The sequence below is a fragment of the Pseudomonas sp. CFBP 5748 genome (genome assembly GCF_053850495.1).
The window spans coordinates 439,432-459,788 of the sequence record NZ_JBSPTN010000001.1; the positions used below are offsets into that span (position 1 = coordinate 439,432).

8 protein-coding genes are annotated in these 20,357 nt (G+C 63.9%); 4 read left to right on the top strand and 4 right to left on the bottom strand.

What is annotated here, in order from left to right; all coding sequences use genetic code 11:
• The first annotated feature begins 78 nt into the window (after positions 1-78).
• Complete coding sequence (locus tag ACWNZ1_RS02090) at positions 79-855, top strand: substrate-binding periplasmic protein (protein WP_456027444.1); 777 nt, start codon at positions 79-81, stop codon at positions 853-855.
• A 70-nt stretch (positions 856-925) separates the two neighbouring features.
• Positions 926-1,939, top strand: coding sequence for a GNAT family N-acetyltransferase (locus ACWNZ1_RS02095; RefSeq protein WP_456027317.1), 1,014 nt, complete (start codon positions 926-928; stop codon positions 1,937-1,939).
• Between the two features lie 69 nt (positions 1,940-2,008).
• On the opposite strand, the gene ACWNZ1_RS02100 is transcribed toward ACWNZ1_RS02095, so the two are convergent.
• A complete protein-coding gene (locus ACWNZ1_RS02100; RefSeq protein ID WP_024619408.1) occupies positions 2,009-2,557 on the bottom strand; it encodes an RNA polymerase factor sigma-70 in 549 nt (182 codons plus the stop codon).
• Between the two features lie 271 nt (positions 2,558-2,828).
• Between ACWNZ1_RS02100 and ACWNZ1_RS02105 the strand changes: the two genes are divergently transcribed.
• Both ACWNZ1_RS02105 and ACWNZ1_RS02110 read left to right on the top strand, forming a co-directional pair.
• Positions 2,829-15,815, top strand: a complete 12,987-nt coding sequence (locus ACWNZ1_RS02105) for a non-ribosomal peptide synthetase (RefSeq protein ID WP_456027318.1) — start codon at positions 2,829-2,831, stop codon at positions 15,813-15,815.
• A gap of 198 nt (positions 15,816-16,013) precedes the next feature.
• The gene (locus ACWNZ1_RS02110; RefSeq protein WP_135844461.1) at positions 16,014-16,820 is read left to right on the top strand and encodes an alpha/beta fold hydrolase; all 807 of its coding nucleotides are present in this window, start codon (positions 16,014-16,016) and stop codon (positions 16,818-16,820) included.
• 120 nt (positions 16,821-16,940) lie between these two features.
• On the opposite strand, the gene dsbG is transcribed toward ACWNZ1_RS02110, so the two are convergent.
• Genes dsbG through dsbD form a run of 3 tightly spaced genes read right to left on the bottom strand, consistent with a single transcriptional unit; the run spans position 16,941 to position 20,283 of the window.
• Positions 16,941-17,708 carry a thiol:disulfide interchange protein DsbG gene (gene dsbG / locus ACWNZ1_RS02115; protein ID WP_256452411.1) on the bottom strand — a complete coding sequence of 256 codons (768 nt, stop codon included), beginning with the start codon at positions 17,706-17,708 and terminating at the stop codon, positions 16,941-16,943.
• A complete protein-coding gene (locus ACWNZ1_RS02120; protein ID WP_456027319.1) occupies positions 17,684-18,553 on the bottom strand; it encodes a prolipoprotein diacylglyceryl transferase family protein in 870 nt (289 codons plus the stop codon). Before ACWNZ1_RS02120 ends, dsbG begins: the two co-directional genes overlap by 25 nt.
• A complete protein-coding gene (dsbD, locus tag ACWNZ1_RS02125; protein ID WP_135844464.1) occupies positions 18,553-20,283 on the bottom strand; it encodes a protein-disulfide reductase DsbD in 1,731 nt (576 codons plus the stop codon). The genes ACWNZ1_RS02120 and dsbD overlap by 1 nt, the downstream gene beginning before the upstream one ends.
• Positions 20,284-20,357 lie beyond the last annotated feature (74 nt).

Sequence of the window (20,357 nt, forward strand, 5' to 3'; positions counted from 1 at the left end):
GCGGCGGAAACCGCCTAGCTTCATTGTATTGACGATACTTTTGGGGAGTGGGTTATCTTGACGTTTTCGCCGATGGGGATGACCTCGCGTGTTCTGCTGGCTGCTCTGGCCATTTTCTTGATGTTGCCTGCCTCGGCGGCGCAATTGGTCCGGATCGGTGCAGCGCATTTTCCGCCCTATACCGTTCGCCCCGAAAACGGCGCCGACACCGGCTTGCTGCCGCAACTGGTCGAGGCCTTGAATCGCTCGCAAACCGACTACCAGTTTGTGCTGGTGCCGACGTCGATTCCGCGTCGTTTCAATGATTTCAAGCAGGGTCGGGTCGATATGGCGATTTTCGAGAACCCCGACTGGGGCTGGAAGGACGTGCCCCACACGGTAGTGGACATGGGCCTGGAGGATGCGGAGATCTTTGTCACTCAGCGCCAGCCGGATCGCCAGCAAAGCTATTTTGAAGACCTGCGGGGCAAGCGCCTGGCCCTGTTCAGCGGCTACCATTACGCTTTTGCCGAATTCAACGCCGACCCCAAGTTCCTCGCCGGCCAATACAACGCCACGCTGACTTATCCCCACGACAGCAACTTGCTGATGGTGCTGCGGGGGCGTGCGGACATTGCCCTGGTGACCCGTTCGTATCTCAGCGATTACGTGTTACGCAATCCCGACGTCGGCCCCCAACTGCTGATATCCGAGCGTATCGATCAGGTTTACCACCATTACGCGCTGATCCGGCCGCAGGCACCGATCTCCAGTGAAGCGTTTGGACTGTTGCTGCAGAAGTTGCGAGACGATGGTCAAATGCTGGCGATTTTCAGGCCTTACCAGATCAATGTGGTGCCAACGCACGACCATTGAATACGACACTAAATTTCCCTTCCCGGCTCACGTCACACGTTGACTACCGACGAATACGTGAGCCCCTTCCATGTCCAACCTCCACCACCCGACGATGCTGCCCTTGCCCGGCGGTCGTCGCCTCGGCGCCGATGAAACCGAACGCCACTTGAGCCTGCTGCTTGAAGGCGCGCCGCTGATCCGGCTGCGCCTGGAGCGCGGTCCTGAGCTGCATGTGCATTTGCAGGAAGTCCACGACCGCCCCGTCGGTCCGGCGCTATGGGCGGCCTGCTATTGGCTGTTTGCCCGCGATTGCGCCTGTCAGCGCCTGACCTGGCACCTCGCCGAGCATCCCGACGAAGCCTTGCTCAGTGGCTTGTTGACGAGTGCCGAGCGTCCCGGCGAATACGTCTGCGAGCGCACAATGTTCTGGCAACTGCCACAACCCTGGCTGGGGGAGTCGTTCAGCGGCAGTTACCCGCAACAGATGATCATCACCGACGGCAAGCGCCATCCTCGTCGGCCGGTGAAGCCACGAGGGGAAGTGTACCGGCGCTTCGATGCGCGGTTGGGCGCCTGGGTGTCCTTGCGCACCTTGGAAATCGAGCAGGACCTGACGCGTTTCAATCGCTGGCAGAACAGTCCCCGGGTAGCGAGTTTCTGGCAGGAGGAGGGCAGCCTGGAACAGCATCGCGAGTATTTGAGCACGCTGCAGAACGACCCTCGGGTCTTGACCTTGATCGGTTGCTTCGACGACCAACCGTTCGCCTATTTCGAAGCCTATTGGGCCAAGGAAGATCGAATCGCACCGTTCTATGACGCCGAGAACTACGATCGCGGCATTCACATGTTGGTGGGCGAAGAACAGCACCGGGGACCGCACAAGGTGGCGAGCTGGTTGTCGGCGCTGGTGCACTACCTGTTTCTCGACGACCCGCGTACCCAGCGTGTGGTGGCCGAGCCCCGGGCCGACAATGCGCGGATGATCGGGCATCTGCACAACCAGTGTTTCCATTGTGCGAAGGAATTCGATTTCCCCCACAAACGGGCGGCGCTGATGATCCTGGGGCGGGAGCGTTTTTTTGATCGGTGTGGGTTGATGTGAGGGTAGGGGCGGTCATCAGGCCGCCATCGCGAGCTTGCTCGCGATGGGGCCAGTAAAGCCACTGCAAAATCACCGCCGGGCGAAGGTATCCCCACGCACCCCGGACACCTTGCGGCAATGCACCAGGGCGTCGCGGATCATGAAATTCACCAGGGTCGGCGAGACCCCCAGTTCCTTGGCGATGTCTTTCTGTGGCACGCCATGCAGGCGGTACATCTCGAACGCGTATCGGGTGCGGCTGGGCAATTCGGTCAGCGCATCGGCGATGTGCTCCAGCGTCGAAAAATTGATGTGAGACGTTTCTGGCGAAGCCCCCTGGATCACCACATTCAAACCTTCCTCTTCCGGCCCCGAGTATTTCTGTTCCAGCGCCTGCTTGCGGTAGTGGTCGATCGCCAGGTTGCGCACGATCTGGAACAGATAGCTGAGCTGAGCCTTGAACGAGGAGGTGATCTGCGGCGCCGATTGCAGGCGGAAAAACGCGTCTTGCACCACATCTTCTGCGCGGGACCGGCAACCGGTGATGCGCGCTGCGATCTTGACCAGAATCAGCCGGTTATCGACGAACGCCTGAAGTAACGGTGAGTCGCACCTGCTTGTGGATACTTGTTCCGTCATGGAATTCACCTTGCTGCAAAAAGTTAGCAGGACGACCGGATTGCCGGACTTGTCCTACACATCGAGCGACAAATTAGGCTTAATGATAATGATTGTCAATTGAGAAAAAGAATTATTGATGTGTCGAAGTCCAGCGTGAGAAGCGCGGCCTATTGTCGCGGCCCGTGGCAGGCGAACGTTCTGGTGCAGGAGGTGGCTGACTAATTATTTACCGGTGATATCCGTTCCCATGGGTGACTACTTGCAAGCCGAATTTCAGGCAGGAAACCCCATGACCGACGCGTTCGAACTCCCCAGCACCCTGGCCCATGCCCTCCAGCGCCGCGCCGCGTTGACGCCGGATCGGGTGGCCTTGCGCTTCCTTGCCGACACCGCGGAGCAGGGTGTGGTGTTGAGTTATCGCGAGCTGGACCTGCGTGCCCGGACCATTGCCGCCGCGTTGCAGGCCGAAGCGGCATTTGGCGAGCGTGCGGTGCTGCTGTTCCCCAGCGGCCCGGATTACGTCGCGGCGTTTTTTGGCTGCCTGTACGCCGGGGTGATTGCCGTGCCGGCCTACCCGCCGGAATCCACCCGTCGCCATCATCAGGAGCGCCTGCTGTCGATCATCGCTGATGCCGAACCGCGTCTATTGCTCACCAGCAGCGATCTGCGTGAGCCGTTGCAAGCCATCGAATCGGCGCCGCCGGTGTTGTGCGTCGATACCCTCGACCCGGCCATTGCCGGGCAATGGCGGGCGCCGACGCTGCAGGATGATGACATTGCCTTTTTGCAATACACCTCCGGCTCCACCGCATTGCCCAAGGGCGTGCAGGTCAGCCACGGCAACCTGGTGGCCAACGAGTTATTGATCCGCCACGGCTTCGGCATCGACCTGAACCCCGATGACGTCATTGTCAGCTGGCTGCCGCTGTACCACGACATGGGCTTGATCGGCGGCTTGTTGCAGCCGGTTTTCAGCGGCGTACCCTGCGTGCTGATGTCGCCAGCGTACTTCCTGGCCCGGCCGGTGCGTTGGCTCGAAGCGATCAGCGAGTACGGTGGCACCATCAGCGGCGGTCCGGACTTCGCCTATCGGCTGTGCAGTGAGCGGGTCAGCGACTTGGCCCTCAAGCGTCTCGACCTGAGCGGCTGGCGCGTGGCCTATTCGGGCTCCGAGCCGATCCGTCTCGACACCCTGGAGCGATTCGCCGAGACATTCGCCCCGTGCGGCTTCACACCAGACAATTTCATGGCTTCCTATGGCCTGGCCGAAGCGACCTTGTTCGTCGCCGGCACGCCGCGCCGTCACGGCATTCCCGCGCTCCGGCTGGATGACGCGGCGCTGGCGCAAAACCGCGCCGAGGCGGGGCAGGGCAGCGCGGTGATGAGTTGTGGGGTCAGCCAGCCCGGGCACGCGGTGCTGATCGTCGAGCCCAGCACATTGCAGCCATTGGCCGACAATCAGGTGGGCGAGCTCTGGGCCAGCGGACCCAGCATCGCCCACGGCTACTGGCGCAACCCCGAAGCCAGCGCCAAGACCTTTGTGACGCACGAGGGTCGCACCTGGTTGCGCACTGGCGACCTGGGTTTCCTGCGTGACGGTGAGCTGTTCATCACCGGCCGTCTGAAGGACCTGCTGATCGTGCGCGGTCATAACCTCTATCCTCAGGACATCGAGCAAACCATCGAGCGCGAAGTAGACGTGGTGCGCAAGGGCCGGGTGGCGGCGTTCGCGGTCAACGACGGCGGTGAGGAAGGCATTGGCATCGCGGCGGAAATCAGCCGCAGTGTGCAGAAAATCCTGCCGCCCGAGGCCTTGATCAAAGCCATTCGCCAGGCCGTGGCCGAAGCCTGTCAGCAAGCGCCGAGCGTGGTGGTGCTGCTCAATCCCGGCGCGTTGCCCAAGACCTCCAGCGGCAAGTTGCAGCGTTCGGCCTGCCGCACTCGATTGGCGGACGGCAGCCTCGACAGTTATGCACTGTTCCCGTCGGCCGAGGTTGAAGACGCCCGTGAAGCCGGCTCGTCGTCGCAGTTGCAAACGCTGATCGGCCAGGTCTGGCGCGAGCAGTTGCAGGTCGAACAGGTCCAGGCTGACGATCATTTTTTCCTGTTGGGCGGCAATTCCATCGCTGCCACCCAAGTGGTTGCGCGGCTGGGTGAAACCCTGGGCCTGACGCTGAACCTGCGCCTGCTGTTCGAAGCCCCCACCCTGGCGGCTTTCGCGGCAGCGGTGGCGAACCAGCAACAGCATGGCGGCCAGGCCCCGGGCGCAATCAGCGCTTTGCCGCGCCATGAAGCCTTGCCGCAATCCCTGGCGCAGAACCGGTTGTGGATCACCTGGCAGCTCGATCCGGCCAGCCACGCCTACAACATTCCCGGCGCCTTGCACCTGCGCGGCGAGTTGGACGCAGACGCCTTGCGCGCCAGTTTCCAGCAACTGATCGAGCGCCATGAATCCCTGCGCACGCGTTTTCTGGAGCGTGACGGGCTGGCCCTGCAACAGGTCGACCCAGCCGGTGAATTCAACCTGCAACTGATCGACCTCAGCGGCTTGCCTGCCGACCAGCGCGAAGCCCGGGCGCGACAGGTTCGAGAAGATGAAGCGTCCACGCCGTTCGATCTGGAAAAGGGACCGCTGCTGCGGGTCACCCTGTTGCGCCTCGATGAAGACGACCACCAATTGCTGGTGACCCTGCACCACATCATCGCCGACGGCTGGTCGATGAACCTGCTGATCGATGAGTTTTCCCGGTTGTACGCCGCAGCCTGCCAAGGGCAGGTCGCCGCGTTGGCGCCGTTGCCGTTGCAGTACGCCGACTACGGCAATTGGCAGCGCCAGTGGCTGGCCCAAGGGGAGGCCGAGCGTCAGCTGAGCTACTGGAAACAGCAACTGGGTGATGAACATCCGACCCTGGCGCTGGGCACGGATCATCCCCGCAGCGCCCAGCACCAGCGCAGTGCTACGCGCCATAGCCTGCGCCTGGACAAAGGGCTCGGCGATGCCCTGCGCCAAGTGGCCCAGGCCCACGACGCCACCCCGTTCATGCTGTTGCTGGCAGCCTTCCAGGCGCTGTTGCAGCGCTACACCGGCCAGTCCGACATCCGCATCGGCGTGCCCAACGCCAACCGTCCGCGCCTGGAAACCCAGGGGCTGATCGGCTTTTTCATCAACACCCAGGTGCTGCGCGGGCAGGTCGATTCGCGCCAGCCGTTCGCCGCACTGCTGGCCCAGGCCCGGGAGGCCACGCTGGGGGCCCAGGCCCATCAGGACCTGCCGTTCGAGCAACTGCTCGAAGCGTTTCCAGAAGCTCGGGAACATGGCCTGTTCCAAGTGATGTTCAACCATCAGCAGCGGGATTTGAGCGCTTTGCGCCGCTTGCCGGGGCTGTTGGCCGAGGAGTTGCCATGGCACAGCCGCGAAGCCAAGTTCGACCTGCAACTGCACAGCGAAGAAGATCGCAACGGTCGGCTGACACTGTCGTTCGACTATGCCGACGAGTTGTTCGAGGCGGCGACCATCGAGCGGTTGGCGGCGCATTACTGCAACCTGTTGCGGGCCATCTGCGCCGATCCGCAACAAGCCATCGGCGATGTGCAGCTATTGACCGCCGATGAACACACCCAACAGCAGCAGTGGGGCGCGGCCCCGTGCGCGCCGGCCAGCCAATGGTTGCCGGAGCTGTTGAACGAGCAAGCCCGGCGCACGCCGCAAGGCACCGCGCTGCTGTGGGACGGCGGCGGCCTGGACTACGCCGAGCTGCACGCCCAGGCCAATCGCCTGGCCCATTACCTGCGGGACAAAGGCGTCGGCCCGGACGTGTGCGTGGCGATTGCCGCCGAGCGTTCGCCGCAGTTGCTCATCGGCGTGCTGGCGATCATCAAGGCCGGTGGTGCCTACGTACCGCTGGATGCCGACTATCCGGCCGAACGCCTGGCCTACATGCTTGCCGACAGCGGCGTTGATTTGCTGCTGACGCAAACCGGGTTGCTCGAACGCTTGCCGGCCTGCGAGGGCGTCAGCGTCATCGCCATGGACGCCTTGCATTTGGAGCAATGGCCGAGCAACCCGCCGGGCCTGCACCTGCACGGCGATCACCTGGCTTACGTGATTTACACCTCCGGCTCCACCGGTCAGCCCAAAGGTGTTGGCAACACCCACGCGGCCCTGGCCGAGCGCCTGCAATGGATGCAGGCCACCTACGGGTTGGATGAAACCGATGTGCTGATGCAAAAAGCGCCGATCAGCTTCGACGTGTCGGTGTGGGAATGCTTCTGGCCGCTGATCACCGGCAGCCAACTGGTACTGGCCGGCCCTGGCGAACACCGCGACCCGCACCGTATCGCGCAATTGGTCCAGCAATTTGGCGTGACCACGCTGCACTTCGTGCCGCCGCTGCTCAGCCTGTTTATCGATGAGCCCCTGAGCGCCCGCTGCACCAGCCTGCGCCGGGTCTTCTCCGGCGGCGAAGTCTTGCCCGCCGAGCTGCGCAACCGGGTGCTGGCGCAACTGCCGTCGGCCCGATTGCACAACCGCTACGGCCCGACCGAAACCGCCATCAACGTCACCCATTGGCATTGCACGGACGCCGACGGCGAGCGCTCGCCGATTGGTCGGCCGCTGGGCAACGTGCTGTGCCGCGTACTGGATGGCGAACTCAACGCCGTTCCGGCCGGCGTGCCGGGCGAACTGTGCATCGGCGGTCTCGGGCTGGCGCGGGGTTATCTCGGACGTCCGGGCCTGAGCGCCGAGCGTTTTATCGCCGACCCGCTGGGGCCGGCCGGGGCGCGGCTGTACCGGACCGGCGACCGGGCACGCTGGACCAGCGATGGGGTGATCGAGTACCTCGGCCGCCTCGACCAGCAGGTCAAGCTGCGTGGCTTTCGGGTCGAGCCACAGGAAATCGAAGCGCGCCTGCTGGCCCAGGACGGCGTCGCCCAAGTGGCGGTGCTGGTGCGCGACACCTCGGCCGGCGCGCAACTGATCGGTTATTACACCACCGCGGATGTCGCTGAAAGCGAGGATGCCCAGAGCACTCGTCTGAAAACCGCCCTGGCCGCCGAACTGCCGGAATACATGGTGCCTGCGCAACTGCTGCGCCTGGACGCCATGCCCCTGAGCCCGAGTGGCAAACTCGACCGCCGCGCCTTGCCCGAACCGCAATGGCAGGTACGCGAGCATGTCGAGCCGGTCAGTGCCCTTGAGCAGCAGATCGCGGGTATCTGGCGCGATGTGCTGGGCCTTGCGCGCGTCGGCCTGCGGGATGACTTCTTTGCCTTGGGCGGCCATTCGTTGTTGGCGACCCAGATCATTTCCCGCACGCGCCAGGCCTGCGACGTCGAACTGCCGCTGCGCACGTTGTTTGAGGCCAGTGAGCTCGGGGCGTTTGCCGAACAGGTGCGCTTGATCCAGGCCAGCGGCCAGACCAACCGCCAGCCGCCGATCGAGAAAGTCGATCGCAGCCAACCGGTGCCGTTGTCCTATTCCCAGCAGCGCATGTGGTTCCTCTGGCAGATGGAGCCGGACAGCCCGGCCTACAACGTCGGCGGCATGGCGCGCTTGCGCGGGGTGCTGGATGTCGGGCGCTTCGAGGCAGCCTTGCAGGCGTTGGTCCTGCGTCACGAAACCCTGCGCACCACGTTCCCGAGCGTCGATGGCGTGGCCCGGCAACAGGTGCACGACGCCACCGGCCTGGGCATGGATTGGAAGGATTTCTCGATGCTGGCTGCTGAGACCCGCGAACAGCGGGTCCAGCAACTGGCGGACAGTGAGGCTCACAAACCCTTCGACCTGGAGAGCGGACCGCTGCTGCGGGCCTGCCTGGTCAAGACCGCCGAGCATGAGCATTACCTGGTACTGACCCTGCACCACATCGTCACCGAAGGCTGGGCGATGGACATTTTCGCTCGCGAGCTCAGTGCGCTGTACGAAGCCTTTATCGACGACCGCGAATCGCCCCTGGAACCCTTGCCGGTGCAGTATCTGGACTACAGCGTCTGGCAGCGCCAATGGCTGGAATCCGGTGAGCGTCAACGGCAACTGGACTACTGGACCGCGCAACTGGGCCGTGAACATCCATTGCTGGAATTGCCCGGCGATCGCCCGCGTCCGCCAGTGCAAAGCCATCGCGGCGAGCTGTGGCGTTTTGACCTCAGCGATGACCTGGCCGCCCGGGTCCGCGCTTTCAACGCGCAACAGGGCTTGACCCTGTTCATGACCATGACCGCCGCCCTGGCTGTTTTGCTTTATCGCTACAGCGGCCAGACCGACCTGCGCATCGGCGCGCCGGTGGCCAACCGCATCCGCCCGGAAAGCGAAGGGCTGATCGGTGCGTTCCTCAACACCCAGGTGTTGCGTTGCCAGCTCGACGGGCAAATGTCGGTGAGCGAGTTGTTCGAGCAGGTGCGCCACACCGTGATCGAAGGCCAGTCCCATCAGGACTTGCCGTTCGATCATCTGGTGGAAGCCCTGCAACCACCGCGCAGTGCCGCCTATAACCCGCTGTTCCAAGTGATGTGCAACGTGCAGCGTTGGGAATTCCAGCAGAGCCGCACCCTGGCCGGCATGACCGTCGAGTACCTGGCCAACGACGCCCGGGCCACCAAGTTCGACCTCAACCTGGAAGTCACCGACCTCGACCATCGCCTGGGCTGCTGCCTGACCTACAGCACCGATCTGTTCGACGAACCGCGCATCGCCCGCATGGCCGGGCACTGGCGCAATCTGTTGGAAGCGCTGCTGGCCGACCCGGCCCAACGCCTGAGCGAACTGCCGTTGCTGGAAGCTGGCGAGCAGCAACAGATGCTCGACAGCCTCGGTGTCGAGCCCGGTGAGCATCGCCTGGATCAATGCATTCACGAACTGTTCAGCGAACAGGTCGAGGCTCGACCCGACGCGCCGGCGCTGACGTTTGCCGGGCAGACCCTGACTTACGCGCAACTGGACAGCCGCGCCAATCGCCTGGCCTGGATGCTGCGCGAGCGTGGCGTCGGCCCGCAGGTGCGGGTGGGCCTGGCCCTGGAGCGTTCGCTGGAAATGGTCATCGGCCTGCTGGCGATTCTCAAGGCCGGCGGCGCCTACGTGCCGCTGGACCCGGAATACCCGCTGGACCGTTTGCACTACATGATCGAGGACAGCGGCGTCGGCTTGCTGCTCAGCGACCGGGCGATGTTCCAGGCCCTCGGGACATTACCGGAGGGCGTCGGCTGCTGGTGCCTGGAAGATGACTCGGTGGCACTGGCGCAGTACCCGGACCAGGCGCCACCGTCGATCAACCTGCCACAGCATCAGGCCTACCTGATCTACACCTCCGGCTCCACCGGCAAGCCCAAGGGCGTGGTGGTGTCCCACGGTGAAATCGCCATGCATTGCCGGGCAGTGATCAAGCGCTTTGGCATGCGAGCGGACGATTGCGAGCTGCATTTCTATTCCATCAACTTCGACGCCGCCACCGAGCGCCTGTTGGTGCCGCTGCTCAGTGGTGCCCAAGTGGTGTTGCGGGCCCAGGGACAGTGGGACGCCGAGGAGATCTGTGGGCTGATTCGCGAGCATGGCGTCAACATCCTCGGTTTCACCCCCAGCTACGGCAGCCAGTTGGCGCAATGGCTGGCGACCCAGGGGCAAACCCTGCCGGTGCGCATGTGCATCACCGGCGGCGAAGCCCTGACTGGCGAGCATCTGCAACGCATTCGTGCCGCCTTCGGTCCGAGCCTGTTTTTCAACGCCTATGGCCCGACCGAAACCGTGGTCATGCCGTTGGCGAGCCTGGCCCCGGAGCAACTGGAGGAGGGCGTGGCCAGCGTGCCGATTGGCAGCGTGATCGGCGCTCGGGTGGCGTACATCCTCGATGCCGATCTGGCCCTGGTGCCGCAAGGCGCCACGGGTGAGTTGTACGTCGGCGGCGCGGGATTGGCCCAGGGCTATCACCAGCGTCCTGGCATGACCGCCGAGCGCTTCGTCGCCGACCCATTCGCCACCGACGGCGGACGGCTGTACCGCACCGGCGATCTGGTGCGCCAGCGCGTCGACGGTTTGGTGGAGTACCTGGGACGCATCGACCATCAGGTGAAAATCCGCGGTTTCCGCATCGAACTGGGGGAGATCGAAACCCGCCTGTTGGAACACGGCGCCGTGCGCGAAGCCGTGGTGCTGGCCCTTGGTGCGCCAGGTGGCAAGCAACTGGCCGGCTACCTGGTGACCGACGTCGCCGAACAGGACGCCGAGCAACAAGCGACCCTGCGCGATGCACTGAAAAACCACCTCAAGGCACAGTTGCCGGACTACATGGTGCCCACGCACCTGATCCTGCTGGCGAGCATGCCGCTGACCGCCAACGGCAAGCTCGACCGTCGTGCCTTGCCGATGCCCGATCCTGAACTCAATCGCCAACACTACGTGGCGCCGAGCAATGCCCTGGAGCAGACCCTGGCGGCGATCTGGTGCGACGTGCTGAACGTGAAACAGGTGGGGCTTAACGACAACTTCTTTGAACTGGGCGGCGATTCGATCCTGTCCATTCAAGTCGTCAGCCGTGCCCGGCAGCAGGGCATTCATTTCACGCCTCGCGACCTGTTCCAGCACCAGACCGTGCAGACCCTGGCCTTTGTTGCCACCCGCAGCCAGCAGGTAAGCGCCGAGCAGGGCCTGTTGGACGGTGAGTCTGCGCTGACGCCGATCCAGCACTGGTTCTTCGACAGCCAGATGCCCAACCGTCATCACTGGAACCAGGCATTGCTGCTGGAGCCGGCCATCACCCTCGACCCGCCACTTCTGGAGCAGGCACTGCGCGCCGTCTTCCAGCACCACGATGCCTTGCGCCTGGGCTTCGACGAACACGCCGGCCACTGGCGCGCCGAGCACCAGCCATTGTCCGAGGCGGGGCTGTTGCAGACGGTGTCCGTGGAGAGTGTGCAAGCCAGTGAAAGCCTGTTCGCCGAGACGCAGCGCAGTCTGAACCTGCCAACCGGGCCGCTGCTGCGCGCTGTGCTGGCGCAGTTGCCCGATGGTCGTCAACGGCTGCTGATCGTCATCCATCACCTGGTGGTCGACGGTGTGTCGTGGCGGGTGCTGATGGACGATTTGCAAAGCGTCTACCGCCAGATCGCCGCTGGGCAAACCGCCCGATTGCCGGCCAAGACCAGCCCGTTGCGTGATTGGGCCGCGCGCTTGCAGGCTTACGCCGGCAGCGAGTCCCTGCGCGAGGAACTGGGCTGGTGGCAAGCGCAGTTGAGTGGCCCGGATGTGGCGCTGCCTTGCGCGCATCCTGATGGCGGGCGCCAGGAGCGTCACGCTCAAACGGTCAGCGTGCGCCTGGACGCCGAGCGCACCCGGCAACTGCTGCAACAGGCGCCGAGTGCCTACCGGACTCAGGTCAATGACCTGCTGCTCACGGCGCTGGCCCGGGTGCTGTGCCGCTGCAGCGGCCAGGAATCGGCCCTGGTCCAGCTCGAAGGCCATGGCCGCGAGGCGCTGTTCGAGGACATCGACCTGACTCGCACCGTGGGTTGGTTCACCAGCGTCTATCCGGTACGCCTGAGCCCTGCGGGCGAGGACTTCAGCGCGTCGATCAAGGCCATCAAGGAGCAGCTGCGCACGGTGCCCCACAAGGGCCTTGGCTATGGCGTGCTGCGCTACCTGGCCGACCCGGCGAGTCGCGCGGCAATGGCCGGCCTGGCGCAAGCGGCGATCACCTTCAACTACCTCGGCCAGCTCGACCAGACCCTGGGCCATGACGCGTTGTTCCAGCCGTTGGACGAACCGCTGGGCGCGATCCACGACCCCGATGCGTCGTTGCCCAACGAGCTGAGCGTCGACAGCCAGGTCAGCGGCGGCGAGCTGGTGTTGCGCTGGACCTTTAGCCGCGAACGCTACGACAGGCAGGCTATCGCCACCCTGGCCGAGGCCTACCTCGATGAGCTGCAACGCCTGATCGAGCATTGCCTGACGGACGAGGCGGGCGGCCTGACACCGTCGGACTTCCCCCTGGCGAAACTGACCCAGGGCCAGCTCGACAGCCTGCCGGTGCCGGCCGGGCAGATCGAAGATGTCTACCCGCTGACTCCGATGCAGGAAGGCATGCTCTTGCACACCTTGCTGGAACCGGGCACCGGCCTGTACTACATGCAGGACCGCTACCGCATCAACAGCGAACTCGATCCGCAACGTTTTGCCCGGGCCTGGCAAGCGGTGATCGCCCGTCATGAAGCCTTGCGCGCGTCATTCTGCTGGAACGTCGGCGAAGACATGCTGCAAATTATCCACAAGCCCGGTAGCACGCCGGTGGATTACCTCGACTGGTGCGAGGTGCCCGAAGACCAGCAAGAGGCCAAGCTGCAAGCGTTGCTCAAGGGCGAGCGCGAGGCCGGTTTCGATCTGTTGAACCAGGCGCCGTTCCATCTGCGGTTGATCCGGGTCGGCGCGGCGCGCTACTGGTTCATGATGAGCAACCACCACATCCTGATCGATGCCTGGTGCCGTTCGCTGTTGATGGACGATTTCTTCGAGATCTACACCGCCCTGGGTGAAAACCGCGAACCGCAGTTGGCCGTGCCGCCGCGTTATCGCGATTACATCGGCTGGTTGCAGCACCAGAGCCTGGCCGAAGCCCGGCAGTGGTGGAAACGCAACCTGCAAGGCTTCGAGCGGACTACGCCGATCCCCGGCGACCGACCGTTCCTGCGTGAACACGCCGGTGACAGTGGCGGCATGATCGTCGGCGACTGCTACACCCGCCTCGATGCCCAAGACGGCGTACGGCTGCGGGAACTGGCCCAGGCCCATCAATTGACGGTCAACACCTTCGCCCAGGCGGCGTGGGCCCTGGTACTGCGGCGCGTCAGCGGTGATCGCGACGTGCTGTTCGGTGTCACCGTCGCCGGACGTCCGGTGGAATTGCCGCAGATGCAACGCACGGTGGGGCTGTTCATCAACAGCGTCGCCTTGCGGGTGCAGATGCCCGAGGACGATCAGCCGTGCAGTGTGCGCCAGTGGCTCGGCGGCTTGCTGGACAGCAACATGCAACTGCGTGAGTACGAATACCTGCCGTTGGTGAGCATCCAGGAAGTCAGCGAACTGCCCAAGGGCCAGCCGCTGTTCGACAGCCTGTTCGTGTTCGAAAACGCGCCGGTGGAAGTCTCCGTACTGGATCGCGCCCAAAGCCTCAACGCCACGTCGGACTCGGGCCGCACCCACACCAACTTCCCGCTGACGGCGGTCTGCTATCCAGGGGATGACCTGGGGCTGCACCTTTCGTATGACCAGCGTTACTTTGATGAGTCCACCGTCCAGGGCTTGCTCGGCGAGTTCAAGCGCTTGCTGCTGGCGCTGATGGAAGGTTTCCACGGTGATATGGCCGAGCTGCCGCTGATTGGCGCCGAGGAACAGGACTTCCTGATCCACGGCTGCAACCAGAGCGAGCACGCCTATCCGTTGGAGCAGAGTTACGTCGAACTGTTCGAGGCGCGAGTTGCCGCCCATCCGCAACGCATCGCCGTCAGTTGCCTGGACGCGAGCTACAGCTACGCCGAGTTGAATGCCCGCAGCAACCGCCTCGGCCACGCCTTGATCGCTTCCGGCGTCGGGCTCGATCAGCCGGTGGCGCTGCTGGCCGAACGAGATGCGGAGCTGCCAGGTATGATCATTGGCAGCTTCAAGGCGGGTGCCGGTTACCTGCCACTGGAGCCGGGCCTGCCGAGCCAGCGCCTGAGCCGCATCATCGAACTGAGCCGCACGCCGCTGCTGGTCTGCACCCAGGCCTGTCATGCCCAGGCGCTGGCACTGCTGGATGAGTTTGCCTGTGCCGGGCGGCCGAAGTTGCTGGTGTGGGAAGCCATCCAGGCCAGCGCTGTGTCGCAGGAAAACCCCGGCGTCTACAGCGGGCCGGACCACCTGGCCTACGTGATCTACACCTCCGGCTCCACCGGCCTGCCCAAAGGCGTGATGGTGGAACAGCGCGGCATGCTCAACAACCAGCTCAGCAAAGTGCCGTACCTGGCGCTGAGCGAGGCGGATGTGATCGCCCAGACGGCGTCCCAGAGCTTCGATATTTCGGTGTGGCAGTTCCTTGCCGCGCCGTTGTTCGGCGCCCGGGTGGACATCGTGCCCAATGCCATCGCCCACGACCCGCAAGGGCTGCTGGAGCATGTGCAACACCAGGGCATTACCGTGCTGGAAAGCGTGCCATCGCTGATCCAGGGCATGCTCGCCCAGGACCGAATCGGTCTGGACGGCCTGCGCTGGATGCTGCCCACCGGCGAAGCGATGCCGCCGGAGTTGGCCCATCAATGGCTGTTGCGCTACCCGGACATCGGCCTGGTGAACGCCTACGGTCCGGCGGAATGCTCCGATGACGTGGCGTTCTTCCGTGTTGATATGGCCTCGACTCGCGGCACGTATCTGCCGATTGGCACACCCACCGACAACAACCGCTTGTACCTGCTCGACGGCGCGCTGGACTTGGTGCCGCTTGGCGCGGTGGGTGAGTTGTGCGTGGCGGGAACCGGGGTTGGGCGCGGCTATGTCGGCGATCCGTTGCGCACCGCCCCGGTGTTTGTGCCCAATCCCTTCGGCGCACCGGGAGAGCGCTTGTACCGCACCGGCGACCTGGCGCGGCGACGCAGCGACGGGGTGTTGGAGTACGTCGGGCGCATCGACCATCAGGTGAAGATTCGTGGCTACCGCATCGAACTGGGGGAAATCGAAGCGCGGCTGCATGAACAGCCAGAGGTGCGCGATGGGGCGGTGAGCGTGCAGGAGGGCGCCAATGGCAAACATCTGGTGGGCTACCTGGTGGCTGCCGACACGGCACTGAACCCGACCGAACGCCTGGAGCGCATCAAGCAGCGCCTGCGCAGCGAACTGCCGGAATACATGGTGCCGCTGCACTGGCTGTGGCTTGATCGCCTGCCCCTCAACGCCAACGGCAAACTCGACCGCAAGGCCTTGCCGGCCCTGGAGATCGGCCAGTTGCAAAGCCAGGACTACCAGGCGCCCGGCAACGCGCTGGAGCAGACCCTGGCGGACATCTGGGCCCAGGTGCTGAAAGTCGAGCGAGTGGGTGTGCGCGACAACTTCTTTGAACTGGGCGGCCATTCCCTGCTGGCGACGCAAATCGCCTCGCGCGTGCAAAAAGCCCTGCAACGCAACGTGCCGCTGCGGGCGATGTTCGAATGCAGCACGGTGCAGGAACTGGCCGAATACATCGACGGGCTGGCGGCCAGTGAGATCACTGAGGAGAAGGTGGATCGGTTGAATGATTTGATGGCGGAACTGGAAGGATTGTAGTTTTGCGGCGTCTATAGAGGCCTCATCGCGAGCAAGCTCGCTCCCACAGGGGGTTTGTGTTCACCGCGAATCCAGTGTGGGAGCGAGCTTGCTCGCGATGGCGTCATTACTAACACCGAGAAGCCCGCGGTTGACGCCTCGCCCTGCGCAGCTCAGTCTTCCCAAGGCTTTCCCCCAGTCAAAACAAGGAAATCATCAATGCCCTTTTCAACTATTGACGGACAACAGCTTCACTATCTGGACCAAGGCCAGGGCCCTGCGGTGCTGCTGGGTGGCAGCTATCTATGGGACCACACCATGTGGGCGCCGCAGATCGAGCTGTTGTCCCGCAATCACCGGGTGATCGCCCCGGACCTGTGGGGCCACGGCCGGTCCGAGCAGTTGCCTGAGGGCACGACTTCACTGGATGACCTGGCCCGCCAGGCCTTGAGGTTGATGGATGAACTGAGCATTGACTGCTTCAACCTGGTAGGGCTCTCGGTCGGCGGGATGTGGGGCACCCGGCTGGCACTGGCGGCGCCGAAGCGGGTCAAGGCGCTGGTGCTGATGGACACCTACGTGGGCGTCGAACCGGAGATGACTCGCCAGTATTACTTCTCGCTGTTCGACAAGATCGAAGCCAGCGGCAGCGTTCCCGAACCGTTGCTGGACATCATCGTGCCGATCTTCTTCCGGCCGGGCATCGATCCGCAGTCCGCGCTCTACCAGCAGTTGCGCGCCACACTGGCGGCACTGCCGGCTGATCGCCTGCGCAACAGCATCGTGCCGCTGGGGCGGATCATTTTCGGGCGGGACGATCTCCTGCCGCGGCTGCATGAGCTGGATGCCAAGAATACCGTGGTGATGTGTGGCGACGAGGACAAACCGCGTCCACCGTCCGAGTCCCTGGAAATGGCCGAGCTGATCGGTTGTTCCCATATTCTGATTCCGCAGGCGGGACATATCTCCAACCTGGAGAATCCGGAATTCGTGAATCGGATGTTGCTGGGATTTTTGCGTAGCTGACCTAAAACTGTGGGAGCGGGCTTGCTCGCGAATGCGGTGGGTCAGTCACAGCTGTATTAACTGATCCTGCGCGTTCGCGAGCAAGCCCGCTCCCACAGGGGGATCTGCTGTGGGGGCCAGTCACTTCGGCCCGAGAATCTTCACCAACTTGTCTGGCGACGGCGCGCCTTGCTGCTGTTGCAGTTCGCCTTTGTCATCCAGGTAGAAAATCGCCGGGGTGGCGGACAGTTCCAGCTCGTCCATCAACTGTTGGTTGGCGTCGAGTTTGGCCTGGATGGCCGCCGGGATGTCCTTGACGGGCTTGAGCGCGCTGCCCTTGCCGGCCTTTTCATGCTCCGCCAGGGCTTTTTCAGGGTCCTTGGCGGCCAGTAAGGCGGCGGATTTACCGGGACTGTCTTCGCGGATGATGCCCACCATGATGTGACGCAACTGCACCTTGCCGGCCTTGACCCATGGCCGTGCCTGTTCCCAGAACATGTTGCAGTACGGGCAGTTAGGGTCACTGAACAGGTACACCGTGCGCGGTGCGTCCTTGCTGCCGTCGGCGATCCAGTTGCTCGTCTCCATCTTCGCCCATATTGCCTTGGCCATCGGTGCATAGACCAGTTTTTGCAGCGGCTCCGCGCTCAGGTCCTTGCCGTCGGCGTCGTACAAGTTGCCCAGCAGGACATGCTGGCCATCCGGCGTCAGGTACAGCGCCATGCCACGGTTCTGGTATTGCGCCGCGTAACCGCGCAGGCCGTCCGGCGCGTCGAAGGTGCCGACGATTTTCGCACCCTTGGCTTCGATCTTCTTGATGGCGGCCGGCAGTTCTTCGGCCTGGAGCAGCGGTGCCTGCGACAGTGCGGCGGCTACGGCCAGGGTCAGCAGGTGGCGGAGGCGGGGCATGGCGGTTTCCTTGTGGCGGTGTGGGGCGCCGCGGTCGAGCCCGGCGTTTCGAAGTGTTCCAGGGCACGGGCCAGGCTCGCTTCCGAGAGTTCACCCAGGTGGCTGCCCAGCAGACGGCCGTCGGCGCTGTAGAACAGGGTCGTCGGCAGGGCCATGGAGCCGACGGCCTGACCGAGACGGCCACTGCCATCGAACAATACGTTGGTCAAGCTCAGGCCCTGGGTGGCGAGGTAGGTGCTGACGCTTTGCATGCTTTCGGCCTGGTTGACGAACAGGAAGGTCAGGTCTGGGCGCAACTGCTGGGCTTCTTCGAGCACCGGCATTTCCCGTCGGCAGGGTGGGCACCAGGTGGCCCAGAGGTTGATCACCAGAGGGCCGCCCTGATAATCGGTGAGTTTCACGGTTGCGCCATCGGCGGTGCGCAGGTTGATGTCCGGCAGCCGGGTGCCTTGTTCATAGATCGTCAACGACATGCTCGCCACCAGCCAGAATAGCAGGCCGCTGCCGACGCCCAAGCCCAGTGACTTGCGCAGTGGCGGTCGGCGCCGCGCCCAGAGCAACGCGCCAATCACCAGCGCCACGACGCCCGGCCAGGCCAGGAAACCACCGTCGCGCAGATCGACAACCTGCCACGGGTCGTCCTGGTAATGTTGCCAGTAGGCGGCGACAAAGCCGATTCGCGCAGCCAGCAGCCCGAGCAAAAACAGCACGAACAGCACTGATTCGGGGTTCTCGCCACCGCGCTTGGCCACCCGCCATCCGACAAAGGTTGCCAGCGCCAGGGCGCTGATCAGCAACAGATGATTAAGGGCGATGGCAAAGGTGCCGAGGGTGAACGTCAGCATCAGCGCGCGTCCCGGGTGATGTTCCAGCGCTCCAGGAACACCTTGGCATTGACTTCCCCAGTGATCCGCTGACTGCGGCGCTCTTCACCGTCGGTGCCGATCCACAGCAGGCTCGGAGGCCCTGGCACCCGGTAACGGCTCAGCAGTTCGCGACTGGCGGCGTTATCGGCGGTGACATCGAGGCGTACCAGGCGCACATCTTTCAAGGCGTCGAGCACCTCTGCGCGGCCGAATACCTGTTTTTCCATGATCTTGCAGGACACGCACCAGTCGGCGTAATAGTCCAGCAGCACCCATTGGCCCTGGGCCTTGGCCGCGTCCAGTTCCCGTTGCAGGGCGGCAGGTTCACTGATGGTGACGAAAGCATCATCGGCGCTGACGGTCGCGCTGCCCTCGGTGCCGGCGTACACCTTCAGGGGCTGGAAGAAATCATCGCCGCCGCCCGCTGCGCCAATCACCAGCAGGCTGCCCCACAAGCCGAATAGCAACGAGGCGCTGCCGCAGACATAGGCGATGCGGCCGAAGCCCTCGGTCTGGCGCCAGGCACTGTAGGCGGCAATCAACAACAGCACGCCCCACAGACCGACCCACAACGAACCGTCGATGACCGGACGAATCATCAGCAACGCAGTGCCCAGGAACAAAAAGCCGAACACGCCCTTGAGCAGGTTCATCCAGGCGCCGGGCTTAGGCAGGAAGCGGTTGCCCACGGTCACCAGCAGCAACAGCGGCAGGCCAATGCCGACGCCCATGGCAAACAGGATCAGCCCACCGTGCAGCGCGTTACCGCTCTGGGCGATGTACAGCAGCGCGCCTGCCAGCGGGGCGGTCATGCACGGGCCGACCAACAGGCCGGACAGCGCTCCGAGAACGCCAGCGCCCAGCAGACTGCCGCCGCGTTGCTGGCGCCCGGCGTTTTCCAGGCGGTCGCGCAGGGCGGCGGGCAATTGCAATTCGAAGAAGCCGAACATGGGCAGCGCCAACAACACGAATATTGCCGCGAAGGTGCCCAGCAGCCATGGCTGCTGCAGCAGCGCCTGGAGATTGGCCCCCAGCAGCGCGGCGAGCACGCCCATGGCGGCGTACACCAAGGCCATGCTGATCACGTAGCTGCCGGCCAATGCCAGGCCGCGCCGGGGCCCGGCGCCGCTGCCCACCACCAGCCCGGCCAGGATGGGCAGCATGGGCAGCGAACACGGCGTGAACGCCAGCAACAACCCCAGGCCGAAGAACACCAGCAGGCTCCAGCCCAATGCCCGTTGTTGCAGGCCGCTGGCCAGGGCCTGGTCCGGTGCCTCGCTGCTATTGGCTGTTGCGGGTGCGTTGCCACCGAGGTCGACCACTTGGGTCTGGGGTGGATAGCACAGGCCCGCGTCGGCACAACCCTGGAAGCCGACCTTGATCTTGCCGCTGGCGCCAGCCGGGATCTTCAGTTCCAGCGCCTGGCGATAGACTTGCTGGTCGCCGAAAAACTCATCGCTGTGGGCTTCACCCTCCGGCAGCTTCGGTTTTTGCGCCTCGGCAAGGCCATCGAACTTGAGCCGTTGCTGATAGAGGTAATAGCCATCGGCGATCTGCCAGAACAGCTGGGTTTCACCGGTGTCCAGGCGTTCGGAGGTAAACACGAACGCCTTTTCCACCGGCAGGAAATCGGGTTTGGTCTCGAAGGGATTGGCGGCCTGGGCCAGGCCCGAGATCAGCAGCAGCCACAGCAAAAACAATCGACGCATGGATAAAGCCTTAGAACGAAGCAAGTGGAAAGCACAATGGCGCCTGGCGATTAACCGTCGATTAACCCGGCGAC